The following is a 16,658-nucleotide window of genomic DNA, read 5'->3' on the forward strand; positions in this document are numbered from 1 at the left end:
GCAAGTCAAGGTTACTGAGACTCAGACTTGACGTGCATAATTGAGGCCCAACTATAGACTGCTGAACAGGTTATCCAAGAGCGAGCCAGCTTGCCTTGCGCAACGGACATGGTTGGTGACCGGTAGTACCATTGACCAACTTGAATCGAAGCGACGATGTTAGTGAATGCAAAAATGCTGCTGAAGCTGAGGCAAAGGTTAACGTGCCAACAGCTATTTTTGCCGAGAGGGTACTAGTATGAATCAAAGGCTTGATAGCCCCTAAGAGCACTATGGCTATTTTAGACTCCTATAAGACAGAGCTTGAGTTCGCACAGAATTTCTTTCTCGATGATTTAAGTGACCTCCGCTTAACCTCTGGCATAATATACGGTTCCTCAACTTATGAGCAGGGTTTTATCGAAGGAGTTTCTGATATTGATATATGCGTCTATTCGGAACTCATGAATACCCTCCCAGCCAATGAAATCGTGAAGACGATATGCAACTCAAGTAAAGACTTCTTGGATAAGATGCCTTATGCGATCGACGATAATATAGGCAGGCGGATCGAATTCTATGTAAGAACACCAAAAGTGGTCCTTGATATAACGCTTTTCTCACCAGGAATTCCAAATATTTCCAAGATCGAGATAAATGCTTGCCGTGATGGAATCGACATGCTTATCAGCGCTTTATACATTCATGGCGTCTCCTTATTTGGCGAGGTACCGCACAAAGAATTCGTAAGCGAAAACCTTATCCCCTTCTACAGCGATGGCATTCGCCGCAAGCGCCTTTCACAACTCTGTAACAGACTGGCTACCTACTCGAAGAGACTAGAAGTGCTCATTCATCTCAGGAGTCGAGACATAATCGACACTATTTATAGCTATAGACACTACTTCTTGAAGTGGTTGTTTATATACAACCGAATGTATCCACTGTCTCTGTATAAACATCTTGAGTATCAGATGAACACAGTTCTGATTCTACGCGAAGCGGAGATTAATACACTTATGCTTACAGCCGATGGGGATATGTATGATATGGCGAGCTCTCTACTTGAATTGAGCAGCAATTATCTTGAACACTATCAAGATGAAGTCTTGGAGGGGGCATAGATGGATTTAGAAAGTTACTTTGGCGACTATCGACTTAACAATACTGAGAGACTCGTTGAACTCATGCGAGTATTAAATGATAAAGTTGCTCCATACTTCAACCCGTCAAAGCCTTTTTTCAAGGGGTCTTATGAATTTTCATACTATGAATATCTTAGAGAATGTAAGCTAAATGACAAACCTGCCAAGCCTGAAGAAGTTTTAGATTACATCTCCCCACTTTTTCAGAATCTTCCAAACTGGAATAATCCCGGTACCATGATAAACGTTATTCCACCCGTGAATTTGGTGGGTCTAGCGAGTTCAGCATACTCAAATATGTTTAATCCAAATTTTGTACAAGACACATTCTGTGGATTATTGATTGCGTCTGAGTTAGAGGTCACTAAGTACATCAGCGACTTGGCAGGCTGGGACTGGACATTGACACATGGAATTTTTACCATTGGTGGTCTGGGTACAAACTTATACCCAGCCAAGATAGCCCTTGCTAAGGCTTACCCAGAAGGCAGTCTTAAGGGATACAAAGATAAGGACTTCTTCATGGTGACTAGCAGTAAAGGTCATCCATGTCATCAAGAGATCTTTGGGTGGCTAGGTCTCGGATCTGAAAACTGCATTCCGCTCCCATGCGGCGGAGACGATAGGTTAATTATTCGGGAGGCAGAGCATATTATATCCAGCAATATAGAGTCTGGGAAGATCTTTGTAGGTCTCAATATTAATGGGGGAAGTACTGCTGAGTATACCGTTGATCCGATTAAAGAGGTTGCTGACCTTAGAGACAGGGTAGTCGCCAAGCATGGGTTGAAATATGTTCCTCACTTGCATGTCGATGCTGTCCTAGGATGGGCATGGCTCTTTTTTACATCTTATGACTTTGAAGCAAACCCACTAAAGTTGCCTGACGCATCCCTGGCAAAGATAAAGAATATGACTAGGAGAGTCTCTGAGCTAAGGTATGCAGACTCATTTGGAGCAGACTTTCATAAAACTGGGTTTTGTCCATATATATCAAGCCTATTCATTGTCAAGAATAGGAACGACTATTTCCTGCTTGGCAAGAAGAGCGCAGTCTCACTACAGGAAATGCAATTTGGTAGCTATAGTCCATTTGAAACTTCACTCGAATATTCAAGGAGTGCTTCTGGGTCCATTTCGGCTTTAGCCACTCTGAGGAGTCTAGGAATTGAAGGGTATCAGACTCTAATCGGAAACCTCGTAGCAATGACAGACCTGCTGAGATCCTTGCTGGCACAGAGTAACTCCCTTTTAGTGATTAATCAGAGAACTGAGGGTATAGCTACACTTTTCATTATTAAGCCAAAGAATTATATGTGTCTCTCCTTGGATGAAATACTAAAACTGCCCAAAGAGGACATCATGGAGATTAGAAACTATAATATCAAGTTCGCGACGTTCGTGCTGCTAAAGAATAAGCTAAACGAAATAAGTTTCACATTTACGGCGTCTCGCACATTCAAGGTGCCTGGAACAAGCATCCAAATAGGAGCAATTAAGGCATACCCGATGTCTGTTTTTCTCAATGAGAATACTGTTCGAATCCTAGTGGAGGAGATTTTGCATGTTAAGTCACTGTATGAAGCAAGTCATGAAGTGATAGGGCTAGTTGATAATGAAGACGCTCCTCTTGATGCCACGTGGCGCTGACCGAATTAAGTAGGTTATATTATATGTAGGACATGAACATGTACGCGCAGTATAGTCTGTGAAGCATGGCCTGAATTTAGGATTCATATGATTGGCTGGGTAGGCGTTGACATTCAGGCAAATTGTTACTCCTCAGCTGCTCTTCAAGCGGCCTAAGGCAATGATAAAGCCGGAGTTTTCTACAGCTCTTGTGGCGGCTTGTTGATCCACACCCTCTGCCAGGAGAGATGACGCCTCTCCATCCCGACAATTCCCACCACCAGTGGGCCTGATCGAACCGATCGATGCGTACATAACGCGAAGCCGTACAATCTGATGTCCGTCGGCGGATGGGGCCTCCCCACCGGCAGAACGTGGCTCAGACTGTCGAGTATCAGTAACAGATAACCTTCAGCCCTCAAGCTCCTCGGCTAGGGCGAGCACCCCCGCCAGCACCTGCCCGTACTGCTCCGCGAGGGAATCACGCTGCTGCGAGCCAAGAGGCGCCGCCTTGCCCCTTCGTGCCAGCTCGGCAAGTTGCTGCCGAAGCTCGGCGAGACGAATACGGCGTGGATCCGGTTCTGGCATCGTTTCAGCGCAGCGCCTCGCAGGCTTCACCGTCCCCATCGCCATCGAGGTAGGTGTGCCCCTCCCGCAGTAGCTGCTGGGCGTGCTCCCAAGACCCCACGTTCCGGCAGTACCACCGCCGCCCAGAGCTCGGGGGGACTCCGCCATTGATGATCGTGAGGTTCACCGGTCGCTGGGGTCTTGGGGCCGGCTGGCTCTGGCCACCCCGCCTTGCAGCCCTGAAACCCCATGGGCGTTCGATGCCGCTTGCTGATCTCCAAACGCCGAGCCGGTAGCGCTCTGCCAGTTTCTCCCGATCGAGGTAGGCCCATTCATCGCACTGCTTCAGGTACTGCCGGTAGGCGAAGGCGTTGCCCTGCTGAACCAGGGTCAGGCCGGCGTTCAGCCCGTCAGCGGTGAAGACCTCGGCGACGGTTCGGCCGTAGCGGTCGCTGGTCTGAGACTTCAGCGTCACCGTGGAACCGAGCGGTAGCAGCTGCTGGAGGGCCTGCCTTGCCTGCTGCCCGTAGGGCGACTGCGCTATCTCGGGCGCATCGATGCAGGCCACGCGGATCGTGAGCTTCTTCCCGCCATCGAGAACGCGGAGCGTGTCGCCATCACCGACTGAGATCACCGTGGCGGCTGAGGCTGACAGGGAGGTGAGCAGAGGGAGGAGCAGAGCCAGGCCCTGGAAGGAGAGGAATGGGACGACCCGCATCAGGGCTCGGGGGGGGGGGCTGGGAGTGACGAGATCTTGGCGGCCTATGGACGAGGGAGAGGGGGCAGCGTGTGGATCTGATGCTCAACCGAGGGTTGCGGGAGAGGGTCAGGGTCGCTCTCGGGGTTGGTGTCACTCCCCCTATCGACGAATGCTCGCTGGAGGGGCCCCCCCCCCTCCGAAAGCCGGACTACCCGGACACCCCGGACTGGGGTGCTTGCCCTTCTCATGTTTGTCTACTGGAGAAGGGAGGGAGGGATCCCATCAATTGTCTGATGAGGGGGGTGTCCGCCCTGTCCGGATAGTCCGGGGTGAGGTGGGGACTGCGGAGAAAGGGGATTCTGCCGTTCTGTCCGAACCCTGGCCGCCTACGTCGGGCTCTGTCCGGCCATTTCCGATGAGGAGGTAGTAGAGGCCCCCCTGGCTGTTTGGGGCCAGCGTCGAGTGCTCGGGGGAGAGGGGCATACGCCGCGAGTAGCCCACCAGCCCAGCTGGTCTCAGCGACACATGGTCTTGGGCACTCGGATCAGCGTCTCGTAGAGCCCACTGCCGTCAAGGACGTCCCATAGCCAAAGGAGGCCAAGGCTTGCATAAGGCATGCATAACAGTTTGTGAAGCGTCACAAGGCTTACTTACCGCGTATGCAAGCTAGCTGTACGCTTATGCAAGCCGTACGTAAGCCGGTCTCATGGCCAAACGGTTCACCATCTCGCTTCCTGACGAGCTTGCTCAACGGATCGAACCATTCAAAGACCAACTCTCACTCTCCGCAATCATGCAAAAATCACTCGAGGCAGAACTAGCCGAACTTCTGAGCCCCAAGGAAGATAAAACGAAAGCCACAGCACTTCTTGAGAGAGCAAAGGCCTTTTACAGAGAAGACTTTGCTGTCTTGGTCAAGGCCGCCCAAGACCTTGTGGACCATCTCATTGATAAGGCTATTCAAGATCATGACATGCTGGTCTTTAAGCTCTACTGCCATCTACAGCTAAATGAAGTAAAGGATATTGAGCCACAAGAGCTTATGGATTGCCTATGCGATACGTGCCTTGGGACAGAAAACAAAGGGCCGATTTTCGACGACCAAACCTGTTCGGTATTCTCTCATTCAATCTGGGCCAACAGGGAAAGTCTTGACGAGGACTTTCCTGATGTTCGCCCATGGGACGACGCAGATCTCATGCGTATCATTAAAATCGTGCTAGACGAAAAGCTTGGCTCTCTTCTTGGAGAAGATGCTCTCAAGACCTATCTAGTCTGGGGTACGGGCTATCCAACACTCGAACAGAGAGAAGCGAGTCGTTCATCAAAGAATCCTCAACGGGGATTTGATGAGAACCGTGGATAGTCCGAATGGAACTCGGCCGGGCTTTACCTCTCCTCCATCCAAGCATTGCCATGCGCCGCCAAACGACAATTGAACAATTAGCCAAGCAGTATGACTATCGACTAAAGCGCTGCAAGCGCCACATGGTTTGGGAGCACAGAGCCAACCACCAGATTGTTGTCACTCCAATGACCCCGTCGGATTGTCGTTCGATTGACAAGATTGAAAAACGGTTCAAGCAGGGTGCTCAGCTGCCAAGGCCTCTTGGCCTGCAACAACAAAACGACTGCAACTTCCCATAGTCCTCCAATGAACCACACTTACCTCCAACAACAGATTCAGCTTAAGTATACAGAGTACGGTTTCGACAAGGGATGGCGACTTTGGTACCACCCGATATCAGTACTCGAGAAAAGTCCACAGGTGCTCTTTCTTGGAATCAACCCTGGCGGGAGCGCCCACAACTCCAACCATGGAGTTTATAGTCAGGAAGGAGGCTGCGCCTACATGGTTGAGCAGTGGGGTTCTAACTCACAGGTCAAGGATCCGGTGCCGGAGTTATTTAAAACAGCGGGGCTGGACATCCGTACCGCCGCGATCTCAAACTTCGTGCCGTTTCGTTCCGAAGGGGAAGCGAAGCTGAAGCAGAACCCTCACTACAAGCTTATGCTCAGCTGGTGTGACAATCTTTGGTCTGATCTTCTGGCGGAGTTGAGCCCCAAGCTGATTGTTTCGATCGGTGCCCTACCGCGGGATGGCTTGCGGCGCGTCCTCGGGAAGCCAACGAGTACCAAGGAAGACTCCGCTGTGTCATCTTCACGATCGGCTTGCAGGTTCAGAATTGACTCTTACCGGACAGGGGCGGTGGAGACGGTGTTGTCATTACCATATCCGAATAGTCGGTACAGGTTACTAAGTGATCATTTGCTCTTGCCATATACACATAAATATCTTCAGCAAGCGCGGAGTATCGTAAGTTCTTGACTGGCAGACATGATCACATCGAGGCAACCCATGGCGAAGCCTCTTCAATGATCTTCACTCTAACTTGAGTTTCATTCCACTGCGCGAAGTACATTGGCTTGATGCCCTTCTGCTTCATGTGCAGGCATCGATTGCCTTGGCCGACCATTCTTTGGTCCCCCATGCTGCAGATCCAGTTGATGCAACAGCGGAGCTCGCCCAAAACATGTCAATCGAGGAAACCCATAAAGAGAGACACAACGTGGCTGGATTTCAAAAGAACCGACACTAGGCTGGGAAGTGGACCGATTATCGCCAAAGTTGGACACATGTGATGAGGGGTCGGCCTACCGACATATGTACCCTCCCAAGAACCGAACAGACTGGACACGCTGGAGAGGCGGATTGGGCACCTCTCTTTGTAGTCTGTTCTTCAGGGGGAAGAGGCAGGCGTGGCTGACTGCGGACGGGATGCCAAGGAAGGGGCTGGGTCGACCCGATCTCCGTGGTTGACCAACTATGCGGTCCACCTCCCCGAAGCCGTTGCGATATTGCCTCAGCGGGCGGCAACTTACCCAGGGCCACCTGGATCAGGTGCACCGCATGGTCAGCGGCTATCTCTTGGGGTGTCTTGCGACCACTGATCGACTCCATGGCGTTCCTGGCCTTGAACTCAGGGCGGTGGGTGTGGGGATTGCTCAAGGGAGGTGGACCCTTCTCAGGGGCAGGGCCCCGACTCACAGGTTAACTATGGACCCTAACCAGGACAGCCAGACCACCTCAGGCCTTTAGCAAGTGAAGTAGCCAGACTCACCTCCTATAGCGAGTCAGTCTGTCTTTTCAATTGCTCAAGCGCTTGGTCGATCTCCTTGTTGGAAGAATCCACCACTTGTCTACCAAACAGGCCTGATTCGCTGTTCCTAGGAGACTGCTGCCGAGACGGACTGTCGGGGAAAGCGACTTCCCATGCCTGTCTACCAAGCTTTAAATGAGCCTCGATCTTCTCCTCTATGATGAAAACAAGAAGGTCATCACCAAAAGCCCTAGCGGCCTGCAGCTTTTCCAGCAATTTCTCAATCTCTCCGGCAACTTTCACTACGGTCTCTCTCGAATCGCCTTCGATGGCCCTTCTAAGGTTTTCCTCACACTCGATTTTTAGAGACTGAATCTCGGGAAGCTTAGCTACAAGCTCTTCTCTGACCTGCAGATACTTCAATCGCTGTGCTATAGCCACCCTCGCCAGATCCTCCTCACCAAGCGCCAAAGCGCGCCTAGCCCTTTCTTCCCAATCTGAAGCTTGACTGTCAAGTTGCCTTACCTGTTCGTTGGCCCGAATCTCTGAAGATCTAGCACGTTCTAACTTTGAAATTAAGTCTTCGTACACGCTCTTGCAAAGGAGACCTTTGAAGCAATTTCCAGACTTTACCACGATCAGTTAAAGCGTCAGAGTCTTCCATTTCATTTAAGATTTAACAGCAGTTCGGCTGGAGAGCGCATGTGTTGCCCTTCTTTGACAACCGGAAGGTTTTGGCACGCCTGATTGACCGCACTCAGAGCCACTGTTCGAGCAGGTCGAGGGTTGCAGGCCAAGGAATCGCCACCGCTGGAGCCAATGGCTTGGGGTTGGCCAAGGCCTAATGCTGAGCGTCCAGCTCCAAATACCAACCCGGTAGCGCTCGGCGAGCGTCTCCCGATCGAGGTAGGCCTACTCATCGCACTGCTTCAGGCGCTGCCGGCCACGCCGAAGGCATCCGCATCACCTACGACCCCGCCCGGGTGAGCTACGGCCAGCTGCTGAAGGTGTTCTTCGCGGTGGCCCACGACCCCACACAGCTGAATCGCCAGGGGCCTGACGTGGGCAGCCAGTACCGCTCGGCGATCTTCCCCACCAACCCCGAGCAACGGCGGGTGGCTACGGGCTACATCGCCCAGTTGAACCGTTCCGGGGTCTTCACGAAGCCGATCGTCACCACGGTGGAGACCTCGAGAGGCTTTACCCCCGCCGAGGCTTACCACCAGGACTTCGTGGCCCGCAACCCCACCCATCCCTACGTGGTGTTTCACGACAAGCCAAAGGTGGCCCGGCTTCAAGCGGAACTCCCTGGGCTGTACCGATAGGGTTCTTGCCCAGAACTGGTGCAGATGGTGGTTGAAATATCCCGCCCTCGGGGGGGGGGAGACGTTCCATCCACGGGTGCCAGGGATCGGAGCTTCCCGCCCATCTCTGAGCCGGACACCCGGACACCCCGGACGGGGGGGGGCTTGCCCCTCTTATGTATGTCTGCTGGAGACGGGAGGGAGGGATCACATTAATTGGCTTGTGATGAGGGTGTCCGCCCTGTCCGGGCAGTCCGGAGTGAGGAGGCGACTGGGAAGAGGCACGATGCCCTGCCGTGTCCGGTCCTTGATGACAACCTGTCCGCCCTGTCCGAGTCTGCAGGCGATAGACGCCCAGGCCAATGATTCAACAGGTTCGCGTGCTCGGGGGGATGGGTTACAGCCCATAGTCGCTGGACCTGTCTACCAATGGGAACCCTGTAGACAGCCTCTCGATCACCATGACCCGCTACTTCTGGCACCTCGCCCCCGAGGGCTGACCCATCGAAAGGATCGACACCCTCAAGGGTGAGAACGTCCTGGTCTTCACTGGGAGTCCTGAGGAGTCGATCCAACCTCAGGACGGCGGTTGCTCAAAGGCCTGCTCAATTCCCAAGGTCTCGGGGGTGGAGTGGGTCTGGCGAGGCTGTGTGGGGGATGTGGAAGGAAGGGCCGGGCCGGCCTCCGTGGTTGACCAACCCTGCGGGCCCCCCGAGGGCGTGGAGGCGATGCTTCAATCGTCTGCTTCTTCCTCTGGCTCAACTGAACCAGCCACTTCGCGCCATTGGCGACGATGTCCTAGGGCTTCATTCGACAACCGAGAGCTTACAAGGCAAGTCTGGCCTTGAACTCGCGGCAGTGGATCCGGCTCTTCCTTTTCAGTTGCAGGACCTCTTCAAGGGTGGTGAGCAATCTCAGAGAATCTCGACTTGGGCGGTCCAGCAATACCAGTCAACCCCTGTAGCGACCAATATCCTCGTGTTAGCAAACAACATACTGAGACTAGTCAACTAGACAGCAAGAAACTCAGAATCTACTTATAGGGATTTTTGCAGTGAACACGTGCAAGCGAATACGCTAGCCCCCAGACCACTGGCAATGCTAGAAAGAACCAAGGCCTGGAAGAGAAAAGCCCCAAAAGAGCAAAAGGCAAAGTGATGGCGAATGCAAAGTATCTGGAAAACTTACGGTTAAAATGCAATCTCTCTAAGTATTTCTTGAGTCGGATTTCATCCGCCCTTTCCTTCCCATGGAGTAGCTTATTGATTCCATGCTTCGTTCCATACAATGCAGATGTGAACAGCTTGTTAGCAATCTTGTCAGCAAGGCTCATGGTCTTCGGTTCATGCAGGTGATCCAGAGACAGACTTGTCAAGATTCGTCAACTTACACAAGGCAAGTCAAATTGACAAGTCTGGAGACTGCGTTGGGCCCTTTAGACAGGGCCGCTTTAGCTGAGCACCCGTCGGCAATCGATTCCCAGTCTGTCGAACCAAGCCACCAATTCACTCAAGAAGCCCACCGTGGTCGGAGCCTACTCGTCAGCTAAGACCTTGACGTAAGACAGGCAGGTGGCGTCATCCACTGCAAACTGCACCTTCTCGTAGCCCCGCCGGAGGAGCTTTCTTCGGGTGGATCACCGGCGTTCCGGTGTCCAACACGGTGAAACCGGGCCAGCCGTTTGAAGTCGGCATGGATTGTGTCGCCCGGTTGCTCCCACTGGTATCGCTGCACCGGCGGTTTAGGTCGAGGTTCCGCAGCCGGTTCAGCCCTAGGCACCGCATCGCCCGGTCCATGGTGCTGATCGGCACCAGCAGCAGCCGAGCGATCATCCGGAAGGGTGCAGCGCTGGTGCTTGAGCTCCACGGCCTCCTGCAGTTGCTCCGGATCGAGCGTCCGCCGCTGGCTCCGTCGCACGCTGCGTCGATTCACCAGGGCCGATGGCCCACCTGAACGGAAACGCGCCAGCCACTTGCGGGCGGAGCGCTCATTGATCCCGTGGTCTGCGGCTAGCTGAGCGAGGCTCCTGCCCTCATCGAGATGCTGCCGGATCAGGCGTTCCCGACCGATCTGTGTAAGGCGGGCATTGGGGTGTGTATGCATGGGTTGTGAGGTCTTGGGCTGTTGGGTCGCACCACAACCCTGTCGGCCTCACACCCCTTTGTCAGCCGGAACAACCTGGTGGCACTACACAGCTAACAATGGGCTTAATTCAGGAGTAGAGAAATACCTGATTAGACCTCGTTCCCGGTCGTGGTAAGTTGTAGTCAGAATCAAGTATCTCTTTATGTCAAGGATCAATTCCCCCATAGATGAGAAACAGTTTCCCACTCTGGTCCGGGGATCCGTCACAGGGTTAGAGCAAGGCATTGCTGCCTTGGCAGGACTTTTTACGGCAGGCCCTCTCGGTGCATTGGCTTCCTGGGCAGCAATCCGTGGCGTTCAGGGGAAATGGACACCCTGGTTCATTCTTGGTATTCCCTGCGCAATCGCAATCAACGGTTTTTATCTTGGTATCTTTTATGCGTATTCTTCAGTAGTAGATAAATCGTCAGAGGAGGCCAAAGTAATCCGCCAACCGGCCTCAGTTCCACCGCCCCTGCCAGAATCAGAAGCACCTCCAGCAAGGTCGGTCACATCGTCTTCTAGTCTGTATGAAGCAGGAACTGCAATAGATGGACAAACGGTAAGTGTAGATCTGTCTACAATTCGACAGATCTCGAAGAGAGGAGAAGCCGAGTTTGCTTACTACCTTGGAAACGAGAGAATCTCATCGATCGCAAATTGCTCGGAGGGCACCTGGGTCACCCTTCCTGAGATGAAAACGCACAGACCCAAGTCCGCGGCAACCAGAAACATGATCACCCGTGTCTGCAGGGATATATCGAGTGGAGATGCACCCACGGTCTCCTCCTCTGGGGCAGCAGTGGTCTTTGACCCTCCAAGCAACATCCGATCAACCCCGAACGGCAGTATTCTTTGCTCTGTCACTTCACGTGGCACAATCCCTATTCAGGGTAGAGAAGGTGATTGGTACAAAACTGATTACTGTGGCAGTCTCGGCTATATCCACAAAGGCCAGATTAGATTCTAGTCTAGATCCTGTTTGAATCAGATATCCATGGCAGATGTGCAGCTGGGAGGAGGAGAGTAAGCGTAAGTGCGAAGTTATCCAGACCGGGGCAACTCCCAGTCCACCATGTCCGAGCCTGCCGCCGATCGACAACCAAGCAATTGGGTCGACAGGTTCGGGTGCTGGGGGGGGCGAGGAGGAGGACTGGAAGAAATCCATGGCCCTGTCCGCCCCTGGGAATCCTGTAAGCAGCCTCTCCACCACCATGCCCCGCTTCCTCTGGCACCTCGACGCAGCTGGCTGGCACCTCTAACGAATCAACAGAGAGCCAGGCCAACACGTCCTCTTGTTCACTGGCGGGCCTGATGAGAGGCGTGGCCACCAGGATGGGGGGCGCCCAATTGCCTGCTCCATCCCCAAGGTCTCGGGGGTGGAGTGGGACTTTGGTGGTCAAGGAGACACTGTAGGGATTAGGCGCTCATCATCGGATCAGAGTGGTGAGTCACCATGACGGTGATGAATTGACACCCTCCATGTGGACCTGAAACCTCATCGGCCGCGTCTCACTCGTCCTCATCGGCTCCGCCGACTGGAATCAGGCGGATCTGCTTGCGGCCAAGCTTGATCTCGAACTCATCGCCTGGCCTGAGATCAAGCATGGCGGTGTACGCCTTGCCCACCAGCAGGTTGCCGTTGCCCTGCACCGTGGCGACGTAGCTCAGACGCCGGCCACCCTTCCCCTTGCCATTGCCACCACCTTCGCCAAGGCTGACGCCTTTGGCCTCCAGCAGGGCCTCGTAGAAAGCAGTGAAGTTCAGCCGTTCGCTGCCGTCCTTCTTGATGCTGAGGTAACCAGCGGCTCGAACGAGATCGGATTTCGAGGCGTCTCCCAGCTCTTTGACTTTGGCGAGGAGATCAGATCCAGTGAGGGCCATGATTCAAGGGCATCAATAGAGGCAAGGTAACGTCCTTGGTAATCGGCGCAAGCCTGAGGTGTTCGAGCAGATGTCCGTCCCTACGATTACGATCTTCCAAGAGTATGCGTAGCTGTTGCTGCCTCGAGAACGATGTCTCTAGAGAATGACAGTCGCCAGAAGAACCATCTTGCACTGGGTGAGCCGGGTCGCGGAGAGGGAGCGCTCGGGGAATTTATCCGAAGGTCTGGGCCTGGCAAACGGTGATGGACCTCAAGGACATCCGCATTCGTGCTCGGTGGGGTGGTGGCGAGAATGGTGCTGACTGGAGGTCCAGGGAGGGGCATGGTTGGCCTCAGTGGTTAACCACCGGAGCTGTTCGTCGCCCCCAGGCTTCCACAGCACTGCCGATTTGGCCTTCGCCTTGCCTTCCTGGTTGTGGCGCTAGCTTGCGCGTAATGCATCTTCATCCACAGGTCCAATTGGAGAGTGTCAGCCGCATGGTTGATGGCAGTCTCCGGACCGTCTTGACGCCACCAAACGCCAACACTGCTACTTTGGACTTGGACTCTAGGCATTGAGTCGGGCACTTTACGCTGTGCATGATCATCCAGGTAAGGGGCATTCCCTCCCTCCAGAGGTTAATGGTTTATCCTAACGGTACACCCAAATCAGCTAAGCTCATTCAGCGCGGTTAGTGGACATAGCTATACAGATCCAAATGGAAGCATGCTACGTCCATCTTCATTGACTAAGTTATTCTGGATGGCGAGTATTGTTGATGACTTAATCAAAAGGGCTGCAACAGCTATAACAGTCTGAGCCGTCACTTCATCATGGTAGGTCAAAGGCTTGTCATGGGAGATTATCATATTTACAAGTGTTCCAAGATCCGGGCTAAAGACATGCCTATGAGCTGATGGATTTCTGAAGTGCCCATATACACCCGCAGCAAGATCTGCAAGCGCCTTTTGCTCACCTAGATTCCCTGCAACCTTCAAGGTCCCCTCTTCACCTGAAAACGCCTTCCGCAGTAGGTTCTGACCATGCAATTGAGAAGCAGGTTGCACTAAGTGCCTCAAATTACATTCAAGGATCTTGAACACCTCAACAATCGCCGAGTCATAGTTTGCGTCCTCAATCAACTTGTCGATCTCGAGAAAAAGAGGATCTGAGTACGTAGTTCTAGCCAAGCTTCTTGCTCTGCAGTCAAGATAGTCTCTACGGAATAGGCTCTCGTCAACCGTAAGAAACCATCTGATTAAGACTTCACATCTACCGGCAGTTATATCTAAAGCCTCACCCAACTCGATAAGCTCGGAGATCTGTCGGATTAAAATACTCAAAACCCTATTCCCAAGCGAAGGAGTATCGCGAGTCAGCTGCTGGTAACCGAGTTCAAGAACACCTAGCCGGTCTTCATACTCTTTGTGACTCTTCCCTAAACGCAAGGCGCAAAAGACTTCAAACCTCTGCAAACAATCCTTGATGAAGTCAATGTATTCATCTGCATAAGCCCGAACCGCAGATTCACTTAGTAAGATGTTCATGAGATAAGGTAAGACGGGTGTTGGGGTCACTGTAGTGCAATGTCAACGGCAGTCGAAAGCAGAAGAACACACTTGTCTCTGAATGCTCGACTCAAAAAGTCCTACCACAGCCATTACGCTTCGATGTAGAAGAGATGATCTTGAATAGATCTATTTGCAATCAAGAGGCCGCACGCATTCATGAGCAACCACCAAGACATTCTAAATAACAAGGAAATGTTTCCAGTTTTGATCAGCTATGCGATAAGGGCTTCATAGGTTCCATCAAAGATAATACTAGTGCCGCCAATATCTTGGGTAAGCTCGACTTCCTTCTTTAGGCTGTGAGTATCGCTCGGGTACGCCCCTCATGACACTGCCTTAGCGGCGTCGGGCTGTCAATTTCCCATTCGCAGATTTCCTGGACCATCAAGGAGGAGCCCACTACCGAATGGAGGTATAACTTTTTTGTGGGCCGGGCGCTTCGCAAAGAACACATTCTCAGAAGTATGAAGCTGTGCTGCAACCATCAGCATTGGGTAGGAATAGGGTTTCCCCTCAAGCAGCCATTGCAAGGCAGTAGCAGCCAATAAAACTTCACTCCTGAGGAAAAGCCACTAGAGAATTACTCACCGGGTTTCTTGACATAGAGACTAGGTGAGCTCAGGATCTAAGCTGCAGATGTACATTCCTCTCAAGGCTTACTTGAATCAGTAATACGATTAGACTTCATTTCTTCATCAAGCAAAGACTTTTGTCAGTTACAGTTCCTGCGGTAGCTGAACTACTGCAAACCATGGCGGGGCTTTAGGCAAAGAAAAGACAATGGTGCCAATACTGGTCGCGTAATGGCTTCGGCCGAATTCGTCGAGCTGTTCGTGATCGCCAGCAAGGTATCGCTTATGGCATTTGACAATCTCCATAGCAAAGGGTTGCTTATATCTGCGCACTGCTTCGTTGATTTCACGGCTTTGGCTTAATCCGCCAGGATCCAACATGCCACTCATGGTGAAATCATCTAACATATAGGATCAATCTAGTCCCTGCTTCGATCTAAGAACCATCTGCTTACAAAAATACCAAATGTCAGCTGGGCAGCGGTGCCATGGCTTCATCCGCAGGATGGTGTGAGGTGGATGGCTGTTGGTTTCTTCGTCCTCACCGAACGACCACAAGACCACCTGTAGCTGTCTTAGTGCCAATCACCTCAGTGCTTCGCAAGCCTCACCATCCCCGTCACCATCCAAATACGTATGCCCCTCTCTCAGCAGCTGCTGAGATCGTTCCCATGACCCAACATTCCTGCAGTACCAACGCCGTCCTGAGCTTGGCGCTGAGGCAGGCGCACCGTTGATGATCGTGAGGTTCACCGGGCGCTGAGGTCTTGGCGCCGGCTGGCTCTGGCCACCCCGCCTTGCAGCCCTGAAACCCCATGGGCGTTCGATGCCGCTTGCTGATCTCCAAACGCCGAGCCGGTAGCGCTCTGCCAGTTTCTCCCGATCGAGGTAGGCCCATTCATCGCACTGCTTCAGGTACTGCCGGTAGGCGAAGGCGTTGCCCTGCTGAACCAGGGTCAGGCCGGCGTTCAGCCCGTCAGCGGTGAAGACCTCGGCGACGGTCCGGCCATAACGGTCTTTGGTCTGGGTCTTCAGCGTCACCGTGGAGCCGACAGGGAGGAGAGCCTGGAAGGCGTGTTGGGCCTACTGCCCATAGGGCGACTGCGCCATCTCAGGTGCATCGATGCGGGCGACAATGGTCATGAGCCTTCGGTCACAGTGAGCACATAAGAATTAGGGCCTGTACTTGAGAATAGATGCCAAGACCTCAGCATTATGGATGACTTTTTCTAGGAAGTCGTCTAGGAGCTCGAATGCCACGAAGTCAATCAGGAAGTACTCGTCCTTTACACTGCCAGTTGATTCCGCAAAGGCATACTGAACCTCTAGTTGAAAGTTGTCCGAAATAGTGACAGGCTCCGCATCCTCGAAGAATTCAGTACGATATAGTCTTGAGAAGTCGCTACAAACAACAACAGGATAGTTCAGGAGAAATCTGATGCCGCCACTACTTGTGCGAAGACTTGGATCAGCAAGAGGTCGTTTCCTCATGTTAACATGAGCACTTAAGACTTGATTCAGAGCCTTGTATATTGGTTCTTGCTCTTGCGACTTTGACTCTGTTTGAAAGATCTTCGCGACCGACTGGCACGTCGACAAATAGTGGTGATTATTGGTATAGGCGCTATCTCGTAGGGACTTGCCGCTGCGGCAAACAAGTTCTTGAGCGGAGACTGTGTCCTTGTCCGTAAACCAGAATACGGAGGTTGCGGCGATAAACTTGCACTCGATGCAAAGTCGTACAACTCCATTCCCCATTAGCTTCCCGAAGTGATCTCTGATTGAAACCGACTTTTCAGCGATTAGATCAATCTCGCGGGCCTTGCTCTGCGCTTGATCCATGTAGTATGGGCTAATTAGAACGAACCAATCGTTATTTTGCAGCCTCCGAGCCACTCTGGCATGGAATGAATTTCCACTCCCTTCCACGATCCTCTTAGCAGCGTCGGCGGCACTCATTGAAAACTCGTTGCTTGGGCCAGGACTTCCCATGAGTACCAGCAGTTACTGCAGGGTTTCGTGGGATAATACCTGCACTCTACTCTGGCCGCACAAGTCTTTGCCTAAGCACAACCTCCTGATCAGCATCTCAGAATGTCC

General features: G+C 52.6%; 11 protein-coding genes. 4 read left to right on the top strand and 7 right to left on the bottom strand.

What is annotated here, in order from left to right; translation table 11 throughout:
• The first annotated feature begins 251 nt into the window (after window positions 1–251).
• A complete protein-coding gene (locus KBY81_RS00850; RefSeq protein WP_254975212.1) occupies window positions 252–1,103 on the top strand; it encodes a hypothetical protein in 852 nt (283 codons plus the stop codon).
• Window positions 1,104–2,774, top strand: a complete 1,671-nt coding sequence (locus KBY81_RS00855; RefSeq protein WP_254975214.1) for a pyridoxal-dependent decarboxylase — start codon at window positions 1,104–1,106, stop codon at window positions 2,772–2,774.
• 571 nt (window positions 2,775–3,345) lie between these two features.
• On the opposite strand, the gene KBY81_RS00860 is transcribed toward KBY81_RS00855, so the two are convergent.
• The gene (locus tag KBY81_RS00860; protein WP_254975216.1) at window positions 3,346–4,038 is read right to left on the bottom strand and encodes a thermonuclease family protein; all 693 of its coding nucleotides are present in this window, start codon (window positions 4,036–4,038) and stop codon (window positions 3,346–3,348) included.
• 688 nt (window positions 4,039–4,726) lie between these two features.
• Between KBY81_RS00860 and KBY81_RS00865 the strand changes: the two genes are divergently transcribed.
• Window positions 4,727–5,386 carry a hypothetical protein gene (locus KBY81_RS00865; protein ID WP_254975217.1) on the top strand — a complete coding sequence of 220 codons (660 nt, stop codon included), beginning with the start codon at window positions 4,727–4,729 and terminating at the stop codon, window positions 5,384–5,386.
• A 1,759-nt stretch (window positions 5,387–7,145) separates the two neighbouring features.
• On the opposite strand, the gene KBY81_RS00870 is transcribed toward KBY81_RS00865, so the two are convergent.
• The gene (locus tag KBY81_RS00870) at window positions 7,146–7,712 is read right to left on the bottom strand and encodes a PspA/IM30 family protein (RefSeq protein ID WP_254975218.1); all 567 of its coding nucleotides are present in this window, start codon (window positions 7,710–7,712) and stop codon (window positions 7,146–7,148) included.
• A 371-nt stretch (window positions 7,713–8,083) separates the two neighbouring features.
• On the opposite strand from KBY81_RS00870, the gene KBY81_RS00875 reads away from it, so the two are divergent.
• Window positions 8,084–8,446 (top strand): peptide-methionine (S)-S-oxide reductase, encoded by a 363-nt coding sequence (locus KBY81_RS00875; RefSeq protein ID WP_254975249.1) that lies wholly within the window; start codon window positions 8,084–8,086, stop codon window positions 8,444–8,446.
• 1,524 nt (window positions 8,447–9,970) lie between these two features.
• Here KBY81_RS00875 and KBY81_RS00880 read toward each other — a convergent pair.
• The 5 genes from KBY81_RS00880 to KBY81_RS00900 form a co-directional block, all read right to left on the bottom strand.
• Window positions 9,971–10,528 carry a helix-turn-helix domain-containing protein gene (locus KBY81_RS00880; protein ID WP_254975219.1) on the bottom strand — a complete coding sequence of 186 codons (558 nt, stop codon included), beginning with the start codon at window positions 10,526–10,528 and terminating at the stop codon, window positions 9,971–9,973.
• Between the two features lie 1,533 nt (window positions 10,529–12,061).
• The gene (locus KBY81_RS00885) at window positions 12,062–12,433 is read right to left on the bottom strand and encodes an AbrB family transcriptional regulator (protein ID WP_254975220.1); all 372 of its coding nucleotides are present in this window, start codon (window positions 12,431–12,433) and stop codon (window positions 12,062–12,064) included.
• A 686-nt stretch (window positions 12,434–13,119) separates the two neighbouring features.
• Window positions 13,120–13,992 carry a TIGR02391 family protein gene (locus KBY81_RS00890; RefSeq protein WP_254975221.1) on the bottom strand — a complete coding sequence of 291 codons (873 nt, stop codon included), beginning with the start codon at window positions 13,990–13,992 and terminating at the stop codon, window positions 13,120–13,122.
• A 710-nt stretch (window positions 13,993–14,702) separates the two neighbouring features.
• Window positions 14,703–14,966 (bottom strand): hypothetical protein, encoded by a 264-nt coding sequence (locus KBY81_RS00895; RefSeq protein ID WP_254975222.1) that lies wholly within the window; start codon window positions 14,964–14,966, stop codon window positions 14,703–14,705.
• 177 nt (window positions 14,967–15,143) lie between these two features.
• A complete protein-coding gene (locus tag KBY81_RS00900) occupies window positions 15,144–15,599 on the bottom strand; it encodes a thermonuclease family protein (RefSeq protein ID WP_254975223.1) in 456 nt (151 codons plus the stop codon).
• Window positions 15,600–16,658: the final 1,059 nt, after the last annotated feature.

It is taken from the genome of Cyanobium sp. Lug-B, assembly GCF_024345635.1.
In the GTDB taxonomy this organism is placed as follows: Bacteria; Cyanobacteriota; Cyanobacteriia; order PCC-6307; family Cyanobiaceae; genus Cyanobium; species Cyanobium minutissimum.

Excerpts from the sequence above, each read along its gene's own strand:
- KBY81_RS00880 (WP_254975219.1), bottom strand. The coding sequence starts at position 10,528 with ATGCATACACACCCCAATGCCCGCCTTACACAGATCGGTCGGGAACGC.
- KBY81_RS00860 (WP_254975216.1), bottom strand. The coding sequence starts at position 4,038 with ATGCGGGTCGTCCCATTCCTCTCCTTCCAGGGCCTGGCTCTGCTCCTC.
- KBY81_RS00885 (WP_254975220.1), bottom strand. The coding sequence starts at position 12,433 with ATGGCCCTCACTGGATCTGATCTCCTCGCCAAAGTCAAAGAGCTGGGA.
- KBY81_RS00895 (WP_254975222.1), bottom strand. The coding sequence starts at position 14,966 with ATGTTAGATGATTTCACCATGAGTGGCATGTTGGATCCTGGCGGATTA.
- KBY81_RS00855 (WP_254975214.1), top strand. The coding sequence starts at position 1,104 with ATGGATTTAGAAAGTTACTTTGGCGACTATCGACTTAACAATACTGAG.
- KBY81_RS00865 (WP_254975217.1), top strand. The coding sequence starts at position 4,727 with ATGGCCAAACGGTTCACCATCTCGCTTCCTGACGAGCTTGCTCAACGG.